This window comes from Pseudomonas sp. UMAB-08, assembly GCF_900095225.1.
Classification (GTDB): Bacteria; Pseudomonadota; Gammaproteobacteria; order Pseudomonadales; family Pseudomonadaceae; genus Aquipseudomonas.
On the sequence record NZ_LT607419.1, the window covers coordinates 216,019 to 237,100 of the forward strand.

Below are 21,082 nucleotides of genomic sequence, written 5' to 3' on the forward strand. Positions count from 1 at the left end.
CTTACATCATGCCGCCCATACCACCCATGCCGCCCATGTCCGGCATGCCGCCGCCAGCAGCCTTGTCGTCAACTACTTCAGCGATCATCGCTTCGGTAGTGATCATCAGGCTGGCGATGGAGGACGCCGCTTGCAGAGCAGAGCGAGTCACTTTAGCCGGGTCAAGGATGCCCATTTCGATCATGTCGCCGTATTCGCCAGTAGCAGCGTTGTAACCGAAGTTACCCGAACCCTGCTTGACCTTGTCGACAACTACGCTTGGCTCGTCGCCGGAGTTGGAAACGATCTGACGCAGTGGAGCTTCTACCGCGCGACGCAGCAGAGCGATACCGACGTCCTGATCAGCGTTGTCGCCTTTCAGGCCAGCGATTGCTTGCAGGGAGCGAACCAGTGCCACGCCACCGCCAGGTACCACGCCTTCTTCAACGGCTGCACGGGTTGCGTGCAGGGCGTCTTCAACGCGGGCTTTCTTCTCTTTCATTTCAACTTCGGAACCGGCGCCGACTTTGATTACTGCAACGCCGCCGGACAACTTGGCCAGACGCTCTTGCAGTTTTTCTTTGTCGTAGTCAGACGTGGTGTCTGCTACTTGCGTACGGATCTGAGCGATACGCGAGTCGATATCGGCACGAACGCCAGCACCGTCGATGATGGTGGTGTTTTCTTTGTTCAGCACAACGCGCTTGGCATTACCCAGGTGTTCCAGGGTAGTGGTTTCCAGGCTCAGGCCGATCTCTTCGGAGATAACGGTACCGCCAGTCAGAACAGCGATGTCCTGCAGCATGGCCTTGCGACGATCACCAAAGCCTGGGGCTTTGACGGCTGCAACTTTCACGATACCGCGCATGTTGTTCACAACCAGAGTCGCCAGGGCTTCGCCTTCAACGTCTTCAGCAACGATCAACAGCGGACGGCCAGCTTTGGCCACTGCTTCCAGAACTGGCAGCATTTCGCGGATGTTGGAGATTTTTTTGTCGACCAGCAGGATCAGCGGACCGTCCAGCTCGGCAACCATGGTGTCTGGCTTGTTGATGAAGTACGGGGACAGGTAGCCACGGTCGAACTGCATGCCTTCAACAACAGACAATTCGTTTTCCAGGCCAGTGCCTTCTTCAACGGTGATAACGCCGTCTTTGGTCACTTTTTCCATAGCTTCGGCAATGATGTCGCCGATGGAGCTATCGGAGTTGGCGGAGATGGTACCCACCTGAGCAATGGCCTTGGTGTCGGTGCAAGGCTTGGACAGCAGCTTGAGCTGAGCAACGATAGCGATGGTCGCTTTGTCGATGCCGCGCTTCAGGTCCATCGGGTTCATGCCGGCAGCGACGGCTTTCAGGCCTTCGTTGACGATCGATTGAGCCAGAACGGTAGCGGTGGTGGTGCCGTCGCCTGCGTCATCGTTTGCACGGGAAGCAACGTCTTTAACCAGCTGCGCGCCCATGTTTTCGAAACGGTCTTTCAGTTCGATTTCTTTTGCAACGGAAACGCCGTCTTTGGTGATCAGCGGAGCGCCAAAGCTTTTTTCGATAATGACGTTACGGCCTTTAGGCCCGAGGGTCGCTTTAACTGCGTCAGCCAGGACGTTGACACCGGTGAGCATTTTTTTACGGGCGGAGTCGCCGAATTTAACTTCTTTTGCAGCCATGATCGTTATTCCTTAAATACTGGGTAGTAACGGAAATTCGCGGGAAATACTCAGGCTTCGACGACTGCGAGAATTTCGTTCTCGCTCATCACCAGCAGGTCTTCGCCGTCTACTTTCACAGTGTTGCTGCCGGAGTAAGGGCCGAACACCACTTTGTCGCCTACTTTTACGGCCAGCGCACGCACTTCACCGTTGTCCAGCACGCGGCCGGTACCAACAGCGAGGATCTCGCCACGGTTTGGCTTTTCAGCAGCCGAACCCGGCAGAACGATACCGCCGGCAGTTTTCGATTCTTCTTCGCTGCGACGGATTACGACGCGGTCATGCAGAGGACGAAGCTTCATTGTCGATCTCCTAATTATGGTTTTGAACGTCCGGTGACTGCACCGGCGGGTTAGAACATCCGGCGTTGCCGGTTACGGTTCGACGAGCGAACCGCAGAATACGGTCTGGCGAATCCACCAGAAACCTTGCGGTGACCCTTACATAAGGGCGAGCAAGGTGATTACAAGGCTTGGCGTGTAATTTTTTTGCAGACAGGTACAGCCTTTTGAAACGTATGCGGCACCGAACGGTCCCGCACAGGCCGTTGCGTACAGGCTAGAACGCTTACTGATCGCGATGCTCGAACTCACCTTCGATCACGCTAGGCTGACGGTTGCCGGGATGTGCGGCACCGGGACGGTCCGGGCCACCCGCGGCTCGCACGTCATCGGCAAACGCACGCTGGCGGATCGCTTGCTCTTCAGCGCGCTTGCGCAGCGTGTTGACCAGCACCTTACGGGTGAACGGCAACAGGCAGATCAGCCCCAACACGTCACTGATAAAGCCGGGCAGCAGCAGTAACCCACCGCCGACGGCGACCATCAGACCTTCCAGCATCTGCTGGGCCGGCAGCTCGCCGCGCGCCAGGCTCTCGCGGGCACGCAGCGCCGTGGCAAAGCCTGCGAGCCGGATTATGAATACACCGAGCATGGAGCTGGCGACCACCAGCAAGAAGGTCGGTAAAAAGCCAATGGCCATACCCACCTTGACCAGAACAAACAGCTCCAGCACTGGAAACAGTAGAAAGAGCAACAGAAAAACGCGCATCAAATGAGTTCCTCAACGGAAGAATGACTTCCAATAAACCCTATGTGACGTCGCCAAATCGTGAATTCAAGCCTCTTGGGCTTCATTCGCCGGCCATTTTTCAGCATGGGCCAGCTGGACCAAGGCTTCGCGGACTTGTTTCGGAGTGTTACAGGGGTGAGCAAAGGCCAGCCAGTATAAACCCTGCCCTATGCGTAAATGCATACCTTCGCTGTCGATACCGACCATCTGTGCGGGCTGCGTCTGCGGCAGACCGGACAGCGCTACGTAATGGGCGATGGCTGTGGTGTGGTCGTTATTCATGTGTTCGACCATTGCGGTTTCCGTTGCGCCAGCAAAAGGATTGGCCAGGGCGACCTCATCGAGCCAGTGAATCGCGCCAAAACCGCCGATATAACGGTATCGCACCGGGACCAGCACCCAGAAGTCAAAGTCGTGGGCACTGTGATAGCTCTGCGATTCGGGGAAATACCGGTAATAGCGCTCGGCCGCTGCCTCAATGGCAGCGCTGTCAGTCAGTTTCTCGGCCTCGGCCAGCAAGGTGACACGGCCCACCGCCTGTACATCTTCAGCACTGCGCTCACCCACCAGCAACGAGCACTTGGGGTCCTTTTGCAGGTTATGCGTGTGCTGGGCGATGCGGCTGATCAGGATCAGTGGCCTGCCCTGATCATCCAGGCAATAAGGCACCACAGAGCCGAACGGGAAGCCGGGCATGGACTTGGAGTGCGTGGACAGCGCACCCCGGTATTCCTTGAGCAGCAATTCTCGGGCATGCTTAGCGGCTTTAACGCTCATCTTATGACTCCTTATATAGAATCCGTCGAAAACGGACGGGCGCTCGGCATTTTTGCAGCGCCACCAGGGCGACTCCAAACGCGGACTCCGCGAGTGTGGGTCATCTGGTAAGGATAACCACCGACTGTTTATTGGGCACGCGCATGCATTTGAAAGACAAGATAATTATTATCACTGGCGGTTGCCAGGGTTTGGGCCGTTCGATGGCCGAATATCTCGCGGCCAAAGGCGCGAAGCTGGCCCTGGTGGACTTGAACCAGGAAAAGCTTGATCAAGCGGTCGCCGCTTGCAAGGCATTGGGCGTGGAAGCACGGTCTTACCTGTGCAACGTCGCTAACGAAGAACAAGTGACGCAGATGGTTGCTCAAGTGGCCGAGGACTTCGGCGCGATTCACGGCCTGATCAACAACGCCGGGATTCTTCGTGACGGCCTGCTGCTAAGGGTCAAGGACGGCGAAATGACCAAGATGTCACTCGCCCAGTGGCAAGCTGTCATCGACGTCAACTTGACCGGCGTGTTCCTGTGCACCCGTGAAGTGGCGGCAAAGATGATCGAACTGAAGAATCAGGGCGCGATCATCAATATTTCTTCGATCTCCCGCGCTGGCAATGTCGGTCAGACCAACTACTCGGCAGCCAAAGCCGGTGTCGCTGCCGCCACCGTGACCTGGGCCAAGGAACTGGCGCGCTATGGCATCCGCGTCGCAGGCATTGCGCCAGGCTTCATCGAAACCGAAATGACCTTGGGCATGAAGCCTGAAGCGCTGGAAAAAATGACCTCAGGCATCCCGCTCAAGCGCATGGGCAAACCTGAAGAGATCGCCCATTCGGCAGCGTATATTCTGGAGAACGACTACTACAGCGGTCGTATCCTGGAGTTGGACGGCGGGTTGCGGATCTAGGTTCTATTGCTGATCAGGGAGATCGCGTCAGTCAGACGCGACCCTGATCCGTTCGCAGGGGAACGCCTGGTTGCAAGCGCCCCTGCGATAGCCTCATCGGAGGCTTACCACGTCACCCCAAAGCCAGCCGTATAGCGAGTCTTGTCGAGATCCCCGTCGGAAGAACCGCTAATGAGGTTTTTCTCAGCCTTCAGATTGAGCGAGGCCCACTCGGTGACCTTGTAACGCAGCCCAATCTCACTGTCCAGACTGTAATTGGCAACGCCCGTGAGTGATTTGTTCAACTCACCATTGGTGAAGAATTCAACTCTCTTGCCAATCAAGAAACGGTTGTAATCCCACTTCATGCCCGCGGAATAGAAATTGGCTTTCTGACCGTCGGCGTATTCGTAGTCGGTGCGGTTAAGCAACGAACCCAGCGAGAATGCACCCAGCTCGTCATCCCAGAATTGATAGCCCGGACCGGTACCGATTGTACGTTGGCGGGTCAAATTTTCTATATCGTCGCGTTTGTAGGTAACACGACCATCCCAGAACCATTTTTCGGTGAAGAAACGGTCAATGGAGTACTCAGCGCTCCAGTTATCCGTACTGACGAGGCCGTCCTGTGTTTCGCGGTTGTACTCGCCTTTGGCGTTATGCCGCCAATCGCCGTGACGCGCCGAAGTCTTGAAGGCAATGTTGTAATCGTCAGTGTTCTTTTCTGCCCGCTGGAAATCCAGTGCTGCATCAACGCTGCCTTTCCAGACCAGGTCCGTGATCACCGGCTTGGGCTTCATGATCTGTTGGATGCTGGCCAGCTCGACAGTCTTGGGCGCCTCACCATTGGCCAGCGTCACCTTGCCATCCTCGGCCGGCTGCAACGACTTGGCGATTTCGCCAGGGTACTTGTCCTGTTTGACCAGAAGTTTCTGATCACTCTCCAGGGTTTTGATCTGTTTCCAGTCCAGCGGGATCGCTCCGGCATACTCGGTCTGGAGCAACAACTTACCGCCATCGAAGACTCTAATGGTCCCCGTCAGCCGATCACCATTTTTCAACCAGACGGTATCGGCGAGTACAGGTATGGAGGTGCTGATAATAGCAATGCACAGCAAGGTTCTAGACAGCATAAGCAACGTCAAGGCTCAGGTTTACTGGGAAATCGGGCATCATCTCCAGGACGACAACGAGCAACAAAAGACCCATGAAACGGGCTGTAGTTCCGCAAACCCTGCCTTAAAGCGCCTTTCAACAGGAATAAACGCGTGACCGATCACCCGCCAAAACAGGACGACACCGCTCAATTAACGCCGGCCGAAGTCCGGCGTAGAGCGCTCTACGTGACCCTCCATCAAGTCCCGGAAGGCAAGGTCGTGAGTTATGGACAATTGGCTGAATTTGCCGGATTGGGTCGTGCCGCACGCTGGGTTGGACGCACGTTGAGTCAATTGCCTCAGGGCACTTCCCTGCCCTGGCACCGGGTGCTGGGGGCCGGCGGTAAAATCAGTTTGCCCGTCGGAACCGCCTCAGGCGACGAACAGCGTGCACGTCTAAGGGCTGAAGGCGTCACTATCGAGAATAATCGGGTCGATATGCAGTGCCATGGCTGGCGCCCGATAGAGCACTGCGGTTAGAGTGCGCCCTTTGTTTTCGTAACCTGAGGCAGACTTCAGCCCATGCCCCGTAAATCCTGGCGCGCCGCGCTCGCCGCTTATGCCAGTCCCTCGACACTCGTGCTATTGCTGCTCGGATTCGCTGCGGGCATGCCTTACATGCTCGTGTTTTCCACGCTGTCGGTCTGGCTTCGCGAAGCGGGTGTTGCCCGTGAAACCATCGGTTATGCCAGCCTCATCGGCTTGGCTTATGCCTTCAAGTGGGTCTGGTCGCCCCTGCTCGACCAGTGGCGCCTGCCATTCCTGGGCAAGCTTGGCCGGCGGCGATCGTGGCTGATATTGTCCCAATCGCTGGTCGTGCTTGGCTTGATCGGGATGGGTTTTTGCGACCCGCAAAAACACCTGTCCTGGTTGATCGCCATTGCCGTACTGGTGGCATTCTCGTCCGCGACGCAAGACATCGCCATCGACGCCTATCGCCTGGAGATTGCTGAAGACAGCCGTCAGGCTGCACTGGCGGCGAGCTACATGTCCGGGTACCGCGTTGCCGCCCTGCTTTCAACCGCGGGAGCGCTGTACTTTGCCGAAGGCTTTGGCTCGACCGGCTTCAGTTACAAACACTCGGCGTGGGCAGGCACTTACATTCTGTTTGCTCTTTTGATGTTGCCCGCACTGGTCACCACGATGGTCATGCGAGAGCCCCCGGTACCGCTGCGCACCCAACTGTCCGCGGCGCGCTATGGATTCAACCACCAACTGGCGTCAGTCTTTGTGCTGATCATTTTGCTGGTTTCGGTCCCCGCGATGTTCACCCAGCTGTACTACACGGACTTCGCCAGCGTGCTGTTCAACGGCTCCAGCTGGGTCACTTTGCTGCTCGAAGACCGAGCATTTTTACGCGCCATCCTGTACATCACCCTGACCACCCTGTGCCTGTCATCCATTGGACGACGCGGGCTGGCACCGGTGCTGACCCCTATCAACGACTTCATCAGGCGCTATCGCTGGCAGGCATTCTTGCTGCTCGGTCTCATCGCCACCTATCGAATGTCGGATACAGTGATGGGGGTGATGGCCAATGTGTTTTATATCGACCAGGGTTTCACCAAGGACCAGATCGCCAGCGTCAGCAAAATATTCGGATTGATCATGACCCTGTTGGGCGCCGGCTTTGGCGGCCTGTTGATCGTGCGTTTCGGCATCTTGCCGATCCTGTTTATTGGCGGGGCGGCTTCTGCGGCCACCAACCTGCTGTTCCTGTTGCTCGCCGACATGGGCCCGAATCTGCAGATGCTGGTCGTGACCATCTCCCTGGACAACTTCAGCGCCGGGTTGGCTACGTCTGCTTTCGTCGCCTATCTGTCGAGTCTGACCAACCTGAAGTTCTCGGCGACACAATACGCCCTGCTCAGCTCGATCATGCTCCTGTTGCCACGCCTGATCGGTGGCTATTCCGGGGTGATGGTAGAACGGTTCGGCTACCACACCTTCTTCCTGATCACCGCCGTACTCGGCCTGCCAACCTTGGTGATGATTGCCCTGCAATGGTCTCAGGAGGCGCGACGGGCCAAAGCCGTGCAGGTGCCGGAAGCGATTGAAACGCCGGTCAGCGAACAGCCTTAGACTGCCCTGCAAGCAAAAGCCCCGACTCGCGGGGCTTTTTGTTTTTCAGCAGAATCAGTTTATTGTGCGGCCGTCTCCTGCACCACGCGAACCATCCGCTGTGGCGCAGGGATATTGATGTTGGCGGCCTTCAAACGATCCCGCGCTTCGATGTTGAAATGGGCGACGACATCGGCATAGTCGCCGGTCTTGGCCCATGCACGCAGCGACAGGGTAATAGCATTTTCACCCAGCGCTGCGACCACTGCCTGAGGCGCAGGATCCTGTAACACGCGAGGATCCTGAGCCATCTCCAGCAGCACCTGCAGGGCTTGCCGCAGATCAGCGTCATGCTCCACACCAATGTCGAACACCACCTTACGGGTTGGCTGACGGTTGGTGTTGGTGATGATGCCATTGGACAGAATGCCGTTAGGCACGATCACTGTCTTGTTATCACCCGTGCGCAGAACCGTATGGAAGATCAGGATGTTGTCGACCGTACCGCTGACGCTTTGGGCTTCGATCCAGTCGCCAATGCGGAACGGGCGAAACAGCAGAATCAGCACGCCGCCAGCGAAGTTCGCCAGGCTGCCCTGCAACGCCAGACCGATGGCCAGACCCGCGGCACCGATGGCGGCCACGAACGAGGTCGTTTCGACACCGATCATCGACGCGACGCTGACGATCAGTAGTACTTTGAGGACGATGTTGGCCAAGCTGCTGATAAAACCCTGCAACGCCAGGTCGGCATTGCGCAACGCCAATAACCCACCCAGTTTGCGCGTCACTTTGTTGATCAGCCACCAGCCGATACCCAGCGTAACCACTGCCAGCAGCACCCGGCTGCCATACTGCAGAAACATGGGAACCCAAGACTGGGAGACCTTCACCAAATGATCAACTTCAGCATTCAAATCCATTGAGGTCTCCTTTAGTCGCGAAAGTTGTTGAACTGCAGGGGCATGCCGAACTCATGGCCACGCAGCACCGCCATCGCTTCTTGCAGGTCATCACGTTTCTTGCCGGTCACACGGACTTGTTCGCCCTGAATAGCGGCCTGCACCTTAAGCTTGGCGTCTTTGATATGAGCGACGATTTTCTTCGCCATCTCTTTATCAATGCCTTCTTTGAGGGTGGCTTCCTGCTTCATCAATTTGCCGGACGCATAAGCATCCTTGAGCTCAAGGCATTGCACATCAATCTTGCGTTTGACCAGGCACAGTTTGAGGATTTCGACCATCGCCTCAAGCTGAAAGTCTGCCTCGGCGGTGAGGTTCACGGTCAATTCCTTGAACTCGAACGTGCCTTTGCCTTTAAGGTCGTACCGACGATCCAGCTCTTTGATGGCATTGTCGACGGCGTTAGTGACTTCGTGTTTATCCAGTTCGGACACTACGTCGAACGAGGGCATGTAATTTCTCCAGATAAACGGCGCGGCTCAACATGAAGATGGAGCACGCCTGACTTGACGGTATGAATGCGCCGTCATTATAACGAGACTTTCCCCACCGTCGCTGCGAGCCTGCCATGTTGAGTTTCAATTCCTTCATTCAACGCCCCGCCATCCTTTCGCCAGTGAATGGCTGATGGCTGTTATCTGGCATGTTTTAGGCGTTGGCAGCCTCGGCAGCTTGTGGGCGACCCGCCTGGCGCGCGCCGGATTGCCGGTACGCTTGATTTTGCGCGACCCGGCGCGTCTGGCGGCTTACGAGGCCGCAGGCGGTCTGACCCTGGTTGAACAAGGCCACAGCCACACCCTGGCCATCCCCGCGCAAACATTCGATGCAGCAGAACCCATCGAGCGACTGCTGGTGGCGTGCAAAGCCTATGACGCCGAAGCCGCCGTCGCCCGCCTAGCTCCGCGATTGAGCGCCAACGCCGAATTGATCCTGTTGCAAAATGGCCTCGGCAGTCAGGATGCGGTCGCGGCAAAGGTGCCCCAGGCCCGCTGTATATTTGCGTCGAGTACCGAGGGTGCTTTTCGCGACGGCGACTGGCGTGTGGTATTTGCCGGCCACGGCTACACTTGGCTGGGCGATGCCAAGGACCCGACGCCACCCACATGGCTGAATGAGCTACAGACCAGCGGTATCCCTCATGAGTGGACCCCGGACATCCTCACCCGGCTCTGGCGCAAGCTGGCGCTGAACTGCGCGATCAACCCACTGACCGTGCTCCATGACTGCCGCAACGGTGGGCTGGCAACCCACCACTGCGAAGTCGCGACACTGTGCGCTGAATTGTCCGAACTGCTCGGTTGCTGCGGCCAGCCCGCTGCAGCCGAGGACTTGCACAGCGAGGTCGAGCGGGTGATTCAGGCGACGGCAGCCAACTATTCGTCGATGTATCAGGACGTCGCCCACGGCCGCCGCACTGAAATCAGTTATCTGTTGGGCCACGCCTGCGCGGTAGCGGCGCGTCATCAGTGCTCGCTGCCACACCTGACTCAACTGCAAGCGCGACTGATCACCCATTTGCAGTCACGCGGGTTGCGCACCGACTAGATTACGGCGTGGCCAATATTGCTCAGTGCCTGAACCGCGCGTTACCCTGCGGGTTCATCAATCGCCAGTGATTCGCCCGATGCCATTGCGCCAGCGCCTAGAAAATCTACCGGTAGGACAGAAGCTTCTGGCCGCCTTGCTGGTCTTGCTGACCACAGTATTGTTGGTGGCCAACCTGACCTTCATCAGCGCTGCCTATTACATTTCCCAGGAAAGCATGGCCCCGCAGGCCTTGCAGACCATTGGCCGGCTGCTCAGCAACCCCGGTCTCAGCCAGGACGCGTTAACGTCGGAGAGCAACGCCAAAGCCTTGCTCAAGGAGCTCAAGAGCTATAGCCCATTGCGTGCGGCAGCGCTGTACGACAACAACGGCGAGCGCTTGGCGCAGGTGCAACAGGGCGAAAAACTCAACTTGCCCGAACACTACAAGAACATAGAAGGCTGGCGCCTGACCGAGTTTCGCAGCACCCAACTGATTCCCATCCCCAAGGCAGGCGAAGCACCAGGCTATTTATTGCTGGTGGCCAGCAGTGAGCTGCCGATGGCGTTTTACACCGGCACGTTCACCGCCAGTCTGGGGATTCTGGTGTTCAGCGTGTTGCTGTGGCTGATCATCGCCCGGCAGATTCGACGCCTGATCACCGAGCCGATCTATCAGCTCGAAGAGCTGTCGCGCCAGGTGACCCGCGAGGAAAACTACGCGCTGCGGGCCAAACGGGGCAACGACGATGAAATCGGCAGCCTGGCTGAAGCCTTCAACACCATGCTTTCGCGTATCGAAGCCCGGGAGCAGCAGCTCAAACGTGCGCGGGACGACTCTCAAGAGGCCTACGACCAAGCGCAGGGCCTGGCAGAAGAAACCCGCCACACCAACCGTAAACTCGAACTCGAAGTGCAGGTGCGCAGCAAGATCGAGAAGAAACTCACCGGTTTCCAGAACTACCTCAACAGCATCATCGACTCGATGCCGTCAGCGCTGATCGCGCTGGACGAACAGTTGTATGTCACGCAATGGAACCAGGAGGCCAGCGCCCTCTCCGGCACGCCACTGGATGAGGCCCTCAATCAGCCGATCTTCCTCGCCTTTGAGCCGATGAAGGCTTTCCTGCCGAAGATCAAACACACGGTCGAGCGGCACACGGTCACCAAGATCGAGCGGGTCACCTGGATCAAAGATGAGGTCCCTCACCACTACGCACTGACCTTTTATCCGCTGACGGGCGGCGCAGGACGTGGCGTGGTGATCCGCATCGATGACATCACCCAACGGCTGTCGCTGGAGGACATGATGGTGCAGTCGGAGAAGATGCTGTCCGTCGGCGGGCTTGCGGCCGGCATGGCCCACGAAATCAACAACCCCTTAGGCGCGATCCTGCATAACGTGCAGAACATTCGCCGACGCTTGTCGCCGGATCTGGCGAAAAACATCGAACAGGCCGAACAAAACGGCATTGATCTGGCGTTGGTCAACCTGTACCTGGAAAGCCGGGAAGTGCCTAAATTACTCGAAGGCATCCAGCAGGCTGGCGCCCGAGCCGCCAAAATCGTCAGCCACATGCTCAGTTTCAGCCGACTCAGCAACCGACAGATGGCGCCCTGCGACTTGCCCGCCTTGATCGATCAGGCCGTAGAGATCGCCAGTAACGACTTCGACCTGACCATCGGCTTCGACTTCAAGGGCCAGGCCATTATTCGTCAGTTCGACCCTAACCTGGGCCCCGTACCCGGCACGGCTAACGAGCTGGAACAGGTGCTGCTCAATTTGCTGAAGAACGCCGCGCAGGCCATCCACCAGCGTGAAAATGACAGCGAACCGGGACGCATCATCCTGCGCACCCGACTAAATCCGCCGTGGGCCGAAATTCAGGTGGAGGACAATGGCGTCGGGATGCCCGAGAATGTACGAAAACGCACCTTCGAGCCGTTTTTCACCACCAAGGAAATCGGCCAGGGCACAGGGCTCGGTCTGTCCGTGTCGTACTTCATCATCACCAACAACCACAAAGGCCAGATGGAAGTGCAATCGACCCCAGGCCAGGGCACCTGCTTCACCCTGCGCCTGCCGCTGGCCGGCAGCGCGATCAACGTTCAGGAACAGTCCCTTTCGGAGTTATAACCATGGGCTTTCGCCTGTCGAAAATTTACACACGTACGGGCGATAAAGGCGAAACCGGCCTTGGTGATGGCCGCCGAGTACCCAAGGACCACCCGCGTATCGAGGCCATTGGCGAGGTCGATACATTGAACAGCCAAGTGGGCGTATTGCTCGCGGGGTTGGCTGAACAGGTCGAGCGTTATCCAGGCTTGAGCGAGCTGATCGAGGTACTGACGCCTTGCCAGCACCGGTTGTTCGATCTGGGTGGCGAGTTGGCGATGCCTGCGTATCAAGCGCTCGACAACGCCGAAATCGAACGACTGGAAGCCTCCATCGACCTGTGGAACGAGGAATTGGGACCGCTGGAAAACTTCATTCTGCCGGGCGGCTCGGCGCTGATCGCCCAGGCCCACGTGTGCCGCAGCCTGGCCCGTAGCGCCGAACGCCGTTGCCAACACCTGAATGCCCTCGAGCCATTGGCAGGTGTTGGCCTGGCCTACATCAACCGACTGTCAGACCTGTTGTTCGTGGCCGCGCGCTTGATTGCCAAGCGTCAGGGCGTTGCCGAGATTCTTTGGCAGGCGGCGCCTAAACCGTAGGAGCGTGCTTGCCTGCGATAGCGGTGTGTCAGGCAAACAGTTATCGCGGGCAAACGCGCCTACAAGAGATCGCGGCGGTCACACCTCAGGCCAAAACGCCCGAATCCCTGCTACGCCTTGCGCGCCGCTTTCCCAGGCGCGCTGACGATCATCGACACCGACACCGCCTAGCAAAAACACGGGCTTGCTGAAGCAGGCGATCAACTGCGTCGCCTGCTCCCACCCCATCGGCAGCGCGTCTGGATGGGTTTGTGTAGCCTGCACTGGAGACAACGTGACGAAGTCCACCCCCATCTGCTCGGCCAGCGCCAATTCCTCAGCGTTGTGACAGGACGCCGCCAACCAGCGCGTCGCAGGGAACGGTCGGCCTGCGCTGGCGAGTTTGCGCAACTGCGCCGCCGTCAGGTGCCAGCCAGCCGCCGGGAAGTCACCCAGCCACTCCAGCGGTCCTTTGAGCATCAACTGCGCCTTGCCTGCGCACAGTCCAACGGCATCCACCGCCAGGTCGCGGTATTTCGGGTCGTATCCGTTCGGCGAACGCAGTTGTACCAGCTTGATTCCTCCGGCAATCGCCTTCTGCAAACCGCGCAGTAATTCAGGCGTTTCCAGCCCCTCGGGGGTAATCAGGTACTCGCCGGGCAAGCGTGCTGCCGCGACGATAGGCTGATTCGCCGCCGGAAAGTCGTAGTCCGCCAGCTCGCGCGCAGACACCCACGCCAATGGCTGGCCTTCGGCGCCATGCGGCTCGCCCGTGAACACCGACACTTCCCAGACATCCAGCAACACCTGTTTGTCCGGGTAGTCGTGCTGAACCTTGATCAGCGGGCGAGCGGTGACAACCACGATACCCAGCTCTTCCAGCAGCTCGCGTGCCAGCGCCGTCTCGACCGTTTCACCGGTCTCGACCTTACCGCCGGGAAACTCCCACAAACCGCCCTGATGCTGAGTATCGGCACGTCGCGCGATAAGGATCTTGCCGTCGTTACCACGGATCACTGCCGCTGCTACATGAACTCGTTTCACCGCACCACTTCCTCTAAACCTGCTTTCTGCCAGCGCTGAAAAGCAGGCCACTGGTAAATTGTTTCAACATACGCCTCAGCCTCGGCGGGCAATGCCACGCGATAGGTCCGCAGGCGCACGGCAACCGGAGCGAAAAACGCATCCGCCGCGCTCAGCTTGCCGAACAGGTAAGGACCGCTCTCAACGGCCGCTGCACGACACTCAGCCCACAACGCAACGATACGGTCGATGTCGGCCTGAGCGTCGGCAGGGATCACGTCCAGCGCCGCATCATGCCGAAGGTCGAACCCCATGTGCGTGCGCAAGCCCATGAACCCGCTGTGCATCTGTGCGCAGGCGGAACGCGCCTGGGCCCGAGCGGCGATATCCTGCGGCCAGAGACCGGCCTCAGGAAAACGCTCGGCCAGGTACTCAATAATCGCCAAAGAGTCAGCAATGGTCCCGTGTTCGGTTTTCAGGAGAGGCACTTTGCCGGTTGGCGAATGCTCAAGCGCCCGCTGTCGGCTATCTGGCTGATTCAGCCAGATCACTTGCTCGGTATAGGGCACGCCGATCATATCCAGCGCCAGCGCCAGCGCAGGACGCAGCGACCAGGAAGAAAAGCGTTTGTCGCCGATAATCAGGTGCAAGCTCATGTTCGGGACTCTCCAGGAGGGCGGATCGATCACGTCAGGTGGGAGCAAATACATTCGCGCCCACCTGTTCAGCTAAAATGCGCGTCCAGATTACGTACGGTATTCCGCGTTGATCTTCACGTACTCGTGCGACAGGTCAGTGGTCCAGATGGTTTCGCGGCATTCACCACGGCCCAGCTCGATGCGGATGGTGATCTCAGCTTCGGCCATGACCGCCGAGCCTTGAGCTTCGGTGTAGGTGGTTGCACGGCAGCCCTGGCTGGCGATGCACACAGCACCGAGGAAGACGTCGATCTTGCTGACGTCCAGGTCCGGCACACCCGCACGACCCACCGCCGCAAGGATCCGGCCCCAGTTGGGATCGGAGGCGAACAACGCGGTTTTGATCAACGGGGAATGCGCCACGGCGTAAGCCACGTCCAGGCATTCCTGATGATTGCCGCCGCCATTCACTTCAACAGTGACGAACTTGGTTGCACCCTCGCCATCGCGGACGATAGCCTGAGCCACGTCCATGCACACTTCGAATACGGCTTGTTTGAGCGCGGCGAACAATGGGCCTTTGGCCTCAGTGATCTCCGGCAGTGCGGCCTTGCCCGTCGCGATCAGCATGCAGCAGTCGTTGGTCGAGGTGTCGCCGTCGATGGTGATGCGGTTGAACGATTTGTTAGCCCCATCACGCAGCAGGTCCTGCAACACGCTCTGAGCGACCTTGGCGTCAGTGGCAATGTAGCCCAGCATGGTCGCCATATTAGGACGAATCATGCCAGCGCCTTTGCTGATACCGGTGACGGTAATGGTCACGCCTTCATGCTGGAACTGACGGCTCGCACCCTTGGGCAAAGTGTCAGTGGTCATGATCCCGGTCGCCGCAGCGGCCCAGTTATCCACAGACAGATCGTCGAGGGCGGCTTGCAGCGCACCTTCGATTTTCTCCACGGGCAACGGCTCACCAATCACACCGGTGGAATAGGGCAGCACAGTATTGGCGTCGACACCCGCCAGCTCCGCGAGCTTGGCGCAGGTACGCGCAGCTGCGGCCAGCCCCGGCGCGCCGGTGCCCGCGTTGGCGTTACCGGTGTTGGTCAGCAAATAACGCACAGGGCCTTGTACACGCTGCTTGGCCAGAATCACCGGCGCGGCGCAGAACGCGTTCAGCGTGAACACGCCCGCCACACTGGAACCTTCAGCGCAGCGCATGACCACTACGTCTTTGCGCCCTGGGCGCTTGATTCCGGCAGAGGCAATGCCAAGTTCAAAACCAGGAACCGGGTGCAACGTCGGCAAAGGACCAAGACCAACAGCCATGAAGTGCGCTCCTTGAAAGCTATCTGCGCCGCCCGCATCGGTACGGCTCAATCGATGGAAAAACGCCGCGACGGCTGGGCCGGTCGCGGCGCGGGGTATTTCAGGTTAACAACGCCAGGCTGAACTTAGTTGATCTGGCCGTGGCAGTGCTTGAACTTTTTGCCCGAACCACACCAGCACACTTCGTTGCGACCCAGTTTCTGATCATTGCGAACCGGTGCAGCTGCGACGGCAACATCGCCCTCCTCCAACAGCGCTTCGGGTTGATCCAGACCTGGAGCCTCGGCGTGTTCGAACTGCATGCGTTGAGCAAGCTCCTCGGCGTCGCGACGCAGACGGGCTTCTTCTTCGGCCGGGTCTTCGCGGCGGACCTGAACGTGAGACAGCACACGGATAGTGTCGCGCTTGATCGAGTCGAGCAGTTCCTGGAACAGCGCGAAGGACTCGCGTTTGTATTCCTGTTTCGGGTTCTTCTGTGCATAGCCACGCAGGTGGATACCGTGACGCAGGTGGTCCATGGTCGACAGGTGGTCTTTCCACAGGTCGTCGAGGACACGCAGCAGAATCTGCTTCTCGAACGTGCGCAGCGCTTCGGCACTGGCTTGCTCTTCTTTATCGTTGTACGCGGCCAGGAGCTCTTGCAGGAGCTTCTCGCGCAGGGTTTCTTCGTACAGATGATCGTCTTCGTCGAGCCACTGCTGGATCGGTAGCTGAACACCGAAATCGCTGTTTAGCGCCGCTTCCAGGCCCACGACATCCCACTGCTCTGGCAGCGACTGTGGCGGAATGTGCTGGCTGACAAGGCTGTTAAGCACGTCCAGACGGAAGTCAGCGATGGTGTCACCAATGTTGGTCGCAGCCAGCAGGCTGTTACGCATGTGGTAAATCACTTTACGCTGTTCGTTGGAGACGTCATCGAACTCGAGCAGTTGCTTACGAATGTCGAAGTTACGGCCTTCGACTTTACGCTGCGCCTTTTCGATCGCATTGGTCACCATGCGGTGCTCGATCGCTTCGCCGGACTGCATGCCCAGCGCTTTCATGAAGTTTTTCACCCGATCAGAGGCGAAAATGCGCATCAAGCTGTCTTCCAGCGACAGGTAGAAACGGCTGGAACCTGTATCGCCCTGACGACCGGCACGACCGCGCAGCTGGTTATCGATACGGCGCGATTCATGACGCTCGGAAGCAATCACATGCAGGCCACCCGCTTCGATCACTTGCTGATGGCGTTTCTGCCAGTCGGCTTTGATCTGAGCGATCTGCTCAGGGGTCGGCTCTTCCAGGGCCGCGACTTCCACTTCCCAGTTGCCGCCCAACAGAATGTCGGTACCACGACCGGCCATGTTGGTGGCGATGGTCAGCGCACCCGGACGACCGGCCTGGGCGATGATTTCGGCTTCTTTTTCATGGTACTTGGCGTTCAGAACCTTGTGATCGATGCCTTCCTTGATCAACAGGCTGGACATGTGCTCGGAGGTTTCGATGGTTGCCGTACCCACCAGTACCGGACGCCCCTGGGCCAGGCACTCTTTGATATCGGTGACAATGGCGGCGTATTTTTCTTCGGCTGTCAGGTAGACCAGGTCGTTGAAGTCTTTACGCGCCAGTGGCTTGTTCGGCGGAATAACCGTTACCGACAAGCTGTAGATCTGATGGAACTCGAACGCCTCGGTGTCCGCTGTACCGGTCATGCCGGACAGCTTGTTGTACAGGCGGAAGTAGTTCTGGAAGGTGGTCGATGCCAGGGTCTGGCTCTCGGCCTGAATGTTCAGAACCTCCTTCGCTTCGATGGCCTGGTGCAGGCCTTCGGACAGACGACGACCCGGCATGGTACGACCGGTGTGTTCGTCGACCAGCAGAATCTGACCGTCCTGGACGATGTACTCGACGTTACGATGGAACAGTTTGTGCGCACGCAGACCGGCGTAAACGTGGGTCAAGAGGCCCAGGTTGTGCGCCGAGTACAGACTTTCGCCCACCGCCAGCAGGCCGACTTCAGTCAGCATCTCTTCGATGAACTGGTGACCGGCTTCGTTCAGTTCGACCTGACGGGTTTTCTCGTCAACGGTGAAATGCCCGGCCTTGGTAACAACACCCTCCACTTCCTCGATGTGCTGCTCGAGTCTCGGGATCAGTTTATTGATTTCGGTGTACAGCTTGGAGCTGTCTTCAGCCTGACCGGAAATGATCAGCGGCGTACGCGCTTCGTCGATCAGAATCGAGTCGACTTCGTCGATTACAGCGAAGTTAAGCTCGCGCTGGAATTTTTCTTCCATGCTGAAAGCCATGTTGTCGCGCAGGTAATCGAAACCGAATTCGTTGTTGGTACCGTAGGTGATATCCGACGCATAAGCAGCGCGTTTCTCTTCCGGCGGCTGGAAAGGCGTGACAACGCCGACGGTCAGACCGAGGAATTCGTACAGGGGACGCATCCAGTTGGCGTCACGACGAGCCAGATAGTCGTTCACGGTAATAACGTGCACGCCTTTACCGGACAGCGCGTTCAGGTAAACCGCCAGTGTTGCCACCAGGGTCTTGCCTTCACCGGTACGCATTTCAGCGATCATGCCTTCGTGCAGGGCCGTGCCGCCAATCAACTGGACGTCGAAGTGGCGCATACCCATGACACGCTTGCCGGCTTCGCGGGCAACCGCAAAAGCTTCAGGCAGCAGTTGATCGAGGGTCTCACCTTTGGCTAAACGGGCCTTGAACTCTTCGGTCTTGGCACGCAATTGCTCGTCCGAAAGGGCCACCATTTGCTCTTCGAAGGCATTGACGGTGACGACCGTCTTGAGCATGCGTTTGACTTCACGCTCGTTCTTGCTTCCAAAAAGTTTCTTTAACAAAGGCGCAAACATATCGACAGGATCTTCCACACATAGGGATGGAGGGCGGCCCCGTGAGTCGCCCGTGCAGCCCTCATGGCCGCATGCGAACGAGCATTCTACCCGGAAACGGTGGTGAGGAAAGTGGCGTTATTCCACGATACCGGCACAACGCTCTAATGGGGCAGCTTTACAATTGGGTCGTTTTTTCCGACTTCAACCCATTGAGGGAAGAAGTGGCGCACTTTATGTGTCCATAAAAGCACGGAAAACCCATCTAACAAGGCCGTGCGGGCGCTTTCTGCTACCATGGCCGCTCTGTAACTCAAGGTGTCCCACATGGCATTTCGTCCCCTTTCGGCAAGGGCGCCGGCCGTCTTGCTCCGCGAGGCGAAGCCGCTTAAAGCCATATTCCACCACGCGCAGCGCCTGGCCCATTTACAGCGCCTGCTCGAAACCCAGCTGCAACCGGCTGCTCGTGAACACTGCCACGTCGCGTCCTGGCGTGAAGGCAGCCTGTTGTTGATCGTGACCGACGGTCATTGGGCCACGCGCCTGCGCTATCAACAGAAACGCCTGCAACGACAGCTGGTCGCTTTTGAAGAATTCGCCAGCCTGACGCGCATTCTGTTCAAAGTACAACCGCCTACCGTCCAGCAGGGCGCAACAGGACACACCATCCATCTGTCGGCCTGCGCCGCAGAAAGCATCCAGGCGACGGCAGAGGGTATTACCGACCCTAATCTGCGTGCCGCGCTGGAGCGGCTGGCGAGTCATGGCAAGCCCAAGGGTTGAGGTAAATCCTCCACCTATGCCGGACGTAGACTTGTTTTTGTGAGACCGCGTGGGGCACTTGCTCACTGACGACCGCCCATCATGCGCTGCGCTTCCCCGACTTCTCTGCACGATAAACCTCAGCAAACACCTCGGTGATTGGGCGTTGCGGACTACGTTTATGCAGCGCCCGGACCTGCGCGCTCATGCGCAGCAGCTCGGGGCTGGGCTTGGCCCATTGTTCTTTGGGCAGCGGCTCCGACCATTCGCGCATTACTTCTGGTAGCGCTTGACGAGCCATGCGTTTGACTCGGCCGACTTCCCACTCGGTCAGGTAAAACGGCAAGGTCCAGAAGGTCATGACGTGGAACAGGTACCAGAAAAAGCCATAGACCCAGCCGCGTTGCTTGTCACGAATCTCTTGGTGCAGGCGAGCGCGAGCGTTGCGGAAGGTGTGCAGGCCTTCGTGCGGCGGGTCGTCGGGGCCTTGTAGATCGAGCGGATCGGTGATTTCTTTCAGGGTATGGACTTCGTATTCCATGTAGGCGCGGATGGCTTCCCAGTTGCTGATGGCGATGGGCAGTGCGGGGCAGACGAACTCCAAGGTAAAACGCTCGCCGCTGGCCTCATGGTAAAAACCCACGCCCATGCCGTATTGACGTTGGACGCCGTATTGATTGGCGCCCTGGGCTTGAATCACCCAAGCGGTAACCGATTCCCAAGGCACGATCACGGGTTCGCTTTCGTCGTTGGGGACGAAACAGACTTCACGGCGTTGACGGTTGAAACGGGTGGGGATGATTTCTTCGTATTTGTTGTGGACGTAGAACCAGATAAGAAGGGTGATGGCGAGAGCAAAAAGGGTGACCCCCACCGTCATTCCCCAGCCAGCTCGGTGCGTTCCAGCGATCACTTCCCAAGCTTCTGACGAGCTATAGCCGACCGAAAGACCTATCAACCCCAAAATCAGCGGCAACAAAAAACCGGTCATGACAAAGCCGTTGAATGGAAGGCCTAAGGTGACCTGCCATGAAAACACCTGCGGCGAACCCAATCCAAAGTCCAAATAAACGTCGTTAAGCTCCCCCACATAGGGACATTGCGGCGGCAGCTGTGTAGGTAAAGGCAACGGGGCCAAGTAGGTGATGCGACCGCTGGGAAACGGCTCCACATCTCCCGCCTGTTTGGGTTGCTGAAGCTGCGGTTCGGGCAGGGTTATTTCAGGCGCCTTACTCATCAGCGCCCTCCAGTGTCAGCGGGTCGACCGTGAACAACTTCGCCGTACCGTATCGGGGTTCAAAGGGCGCCACCGGGAAAACACCTTCGCCATTAGGGTCCAGCCGCAGATGGTAGAGATGCGTCTGGGCCTCACCCTCGCTGTCGTAGGTGTGCACGGCAACAGCCAGGACCAGTGCGGCCTTGGCCACGGTCAAGGGTCTCTCCCATTCATCCGGGTAATCCAGCTGAAGTATCAATGGCGCGGACTGCATCACCCGCAAACTGGCAATCACCCGCTCACTGACAATGGCCCATTGATCGCTGTCGAATCCGCGGTCCCATTGAGCGGTTATGATCCGATACGCGGCGATGCTCAGGCGACTCGAGGTGTTGTGGCGGTTGTAGCGCGAGGTGCCACCCCGTTCAACTTCAGGCGCCTTACTCATCAGCGCCCTCCAGTG

The 21,082-nt window shown here is 58.2% G+C and carries 20 protein-coding genes; 7 read left to right on the top strand and 13 right to left on the bottom strand.

Annotated elements, in window-relative coordinates; translation table 11 throughout:
* Position 1: 1 nt before the first annotated feature.
* From groL to K0F75_RS12815, 4 genes are all read right to left on the bottom strand, one after another.
* Entirely contained in the window at positions 2-1,645 is a 1,644-nt protein-coding gene (groL, locus tag K0F75_RS12800) for a chaperonin GroEL (protein WP_219062231.1), read from the bottom strand.
* Positions 1,646-1,695: 50 nt separating this feature from the next.
* On the bottom strand, positions 1,696-1,989 hold the full coding sequence (locus K0F75_RS12805; RefSeq protein ID WP_020292988.1) for a co-chaperone GroES: 294 nt from the start codon (positions 1,987-1,989) through the stop codon (positions 1,696-1,698).
* A gap of 265 nt (positions 1,990-2,254) precedes the next feature.
* Positions 2,255-2,737 (bottom strand): FxsA family protein, encoded by a 483-nt coding sequence (locus tag K0F75_RS12810; RefSeq protein WP_219062232.1) that lies wholly within the window; start codon positions 2,735-2,737, stop codon positions 2,255-2,257.
* A 66-nt stretch (positions 2,738-2,803) separates the two neighbouring features.
* Positions 2,804-3,535, bottom strand: coding sequence for a HugZ family protein (locus tag K0F75_RS12815; RefSeq protein WP_219062233.1), 732 nt, complete (start codon positions 3,533-3,535; stop codon positions 2,804-2,806).
* Between the two features lie 143 nt (positions 3,536-3,678).
* Between K0F75_RS12815 and K0F75_RS12820 the strand changes: the two genes are divergently transcribed.
* Entirely contained in the window at positions 3,679-4,437 is a 759-nt protein-coding gene (locus tag K0F75_RS12820) for an SDR family oxidoreductase (protein ID WP_219062234.1), read from the top strand.
* Positions 4,438-4,541: 104 nt separating this feature from the next.
* Here the strand turns inward: K0F75_RS12820 and K0F75_RS12825 are convergent, their stop codons facing one another.
* Entirely contained in the window at positions 4,542-5,549 is a 1,008-nt protein-coding gene (locus K0F75_RS12825) for a DUF481 domain-containing protein (protein WP_219062235.1), read from the bottom strand.
* A 135-nt stretch (positions 5,550-5,684) separates the two neighbouring features.
* On the opposite strand from K0F75_RS12825, the gene K0F75_RS12830 reads away from it, so the two are divergent.
* Together K0F75_RS12830 and K0F75_RS12835 are read left to right on the top strand one after the other, a co-directional pair.
* The gene (locus K0F75_RS12830; RefSeq protein ID WP_219062236.1) at positions 5,685-6,053 is read left to right on the top strand and encodes an MGMT family protein; all 369 of its coding nucleotides are present in this window, start codon (positions 5,685-5,687) and stop codon (positions 6,051-6,053) included.
* A 42-nt stretch (positions 6,054-6,095) separates the two neighbouring features.
* Entirely contained in the window at positions 6,096-7,655 is a 1,560-nt protein-coding gene (locus tag K0F75_RS12835; RefSeq protein WP_219062237.1) for an AmpG family muropeptide MFS transporter, read from the top strand.
* A gap of 59 nt (positions 7,656-7,714) precedes the next feature.
* Here the strand turns inward: K0F75_RS12835 and K0F75_RS12840 are convergent, their stop codons facing one another.
* A complete protein-coding gene (locus tag K0F75_RS12840; RefSeq protein WP_219062238.1) occupies positions 7,715-8,557 on the bottom strand; it encodes a mechanosensitive ion channel family protein in 843 nt (280 codons plus the stop codon).
* Positions 8,558-8,568: 11 nt separating this feature from the next.
* A complete protein-coding gene (locus tag K0F75_RS12845; protein ID WP_219062239.1) occupies positions 8,569-9,048 on the bottom strand; it encodes a YajQ family cyclic di-GMP-binding protein in 480 nt (159 codons plus the stop codon).
* Between the two features lie 175 nt (positions 9,049-9,223).
* Between K0F75_RS12845 and K0F75_RS12850 the strand changes: the two genes are divergently transcribed.
* From K0F75_RS12850 to K0F75_RS12860, 3 genes are all read left to right on the top strand, one after another.
* The gene (locus K0F75_RS12850) at positions 9,224-10,141 is read left to right on the top strand and encodes a putative 2-dehydropantoate 2-reductase (RefSeq protein ID WP_219062240.1); all 918 of its coding nucleotides are present in this window, start codon (positions 9,224-9,226) and stop codon (positions 10,139-10,141) included.
* A 79-nt stretch (positions 10,142-10,220) separates the two neighbouring features.
* Positions 10,221-12,257, top strand: coding sequence for an ATP-binding protein (locus tag K0F75_RS12855; RefSeq protein WP_219062354.1), 2,037 nt, complete (start codon positions 10,221-10,223; stop codon positions 12,255-12,257).
* 2 nt (positions 12,258-12,259) lie between these two features.
* Positions 12,260-12,835, top strand: coding sequence for a cob(I)yrinic acid a,c-diamide adenosyltransferase (locus tag K0F75_RS12860; RefSeq protein WP_219062241.1), 576 nt, complete (start codon positions 12,260-12,262; stop codon positions 12,833-12,835).
* 78 nt (positions 12,836-12,913) lie between these two features.
* On the opposite strand, the gene K0F75_RS12865 is transcribed toward K0F75_RS12860, so the two are convergent.
* The 4 genes from K0F75_RS12865 to secA all read right to left on the bottom strand — a co-directional run bounded on the left by K0F75_RS12865 (position 12,914) and on the right by secA (position 18,662).
* A complete protein-coding gene (locus K0F75_RS12865; RefSeq protein WP_219062242.1) occupies positions 12,914-13,858 on the bottom strand; it encodes a Nudix family hydrolase in 945 nt (314 codons plus the stop codon).
* Positions 13,855-14,493, bottom strand: a complete 639-nt coding sequence (locus tag K0F75_RS12870; RefSeq protein ID WP_219062355.1) for a glutathione S-transferase family protein — start codon at positions 14,491-14,493, stop codon at positions 13,855-13,857. The genes K0F75_RS12865 and K0F75_RS12870 overlap by 4 nt, the downstream gene beginning before the upstream one ends.
* A 90-nt stretch (positions 14,494-14,583) precedes the next feature.
* Positions 14,584-15,801 carry a bifunctional glutamate N-acetyltransferase/amino-acid acetyltransferase ArgJ gene (argJ, locus tag K0F75_RS12875; protein ID WP_219062243.1) on the bottom strand — a complete coding sequence of 406 codons (1,218 nt, stop codon included), beginning with the start codon at positions 15,799-15,801 and terminating at the stop codon, positions 14,584-14,586.
* A 125-nt stretch (positions 15,802-15,926) separates the two neighbouring features.
* On the bottom strand, positions 15,927-18,662 hold the full coding sequence (gene secA / locus K0F75_RS12880) for a preprotein translocase subunit SecA (protein ID WP_219062244.1): 2,736 nt from the start codon (positions 18,660-18,662) through the stop codon (positions 15,927-15,929).
* Between the two features lie 306 nt (positions 18,663-18,968).
* Here secA and K0F75_RS12885 point away from each other — a divergent pair, with 306 nt between their 5' ends.
* Positions 18,969-19,424: a DUF721 domain-containing protein gene (locus tag K0F75_RS12885; protein WP_219062245.1), complete on the top strand. Its 456-nt coding sequence runs from the start codon at positions 18,969-18,971 to the stop codon at positions 19,422-19,424.
* Positions 19,425-19,503: 79 nt separating this feature from the next.
* Here the strand turns inward: K0F75_RS12885 and K0F75_RS12890 are convergent, their stop codons facing one another.
* The gene (locus tag K0F75_RS12890) at positions 19,504-20,640 is read right to left on the bottom strand and encodes a hypothetical protein (protein WP_257604350.1); all 1,137 of its coding nucleotides are present in this window, start codon (positions 20,638-20,640) and stop codon (positions 19,504-19,506) included.
* Positions 20,633-21,067, bottom strand: a complete 435-nt coding sequence (locus K0F75_RS12895) for a hypothetical protein (protein WP_219062246.1) — start codon at positions 21,065-21,067, stop codon at positions 20,633-20,635. The genes K0F75_RS12890 and K0F75_RS12895 overlap by 8 nt, the downstream gene beginning before the upstream one ends.
* Positions 21,068-21,082: the final 15 nt, after the last annotated feature.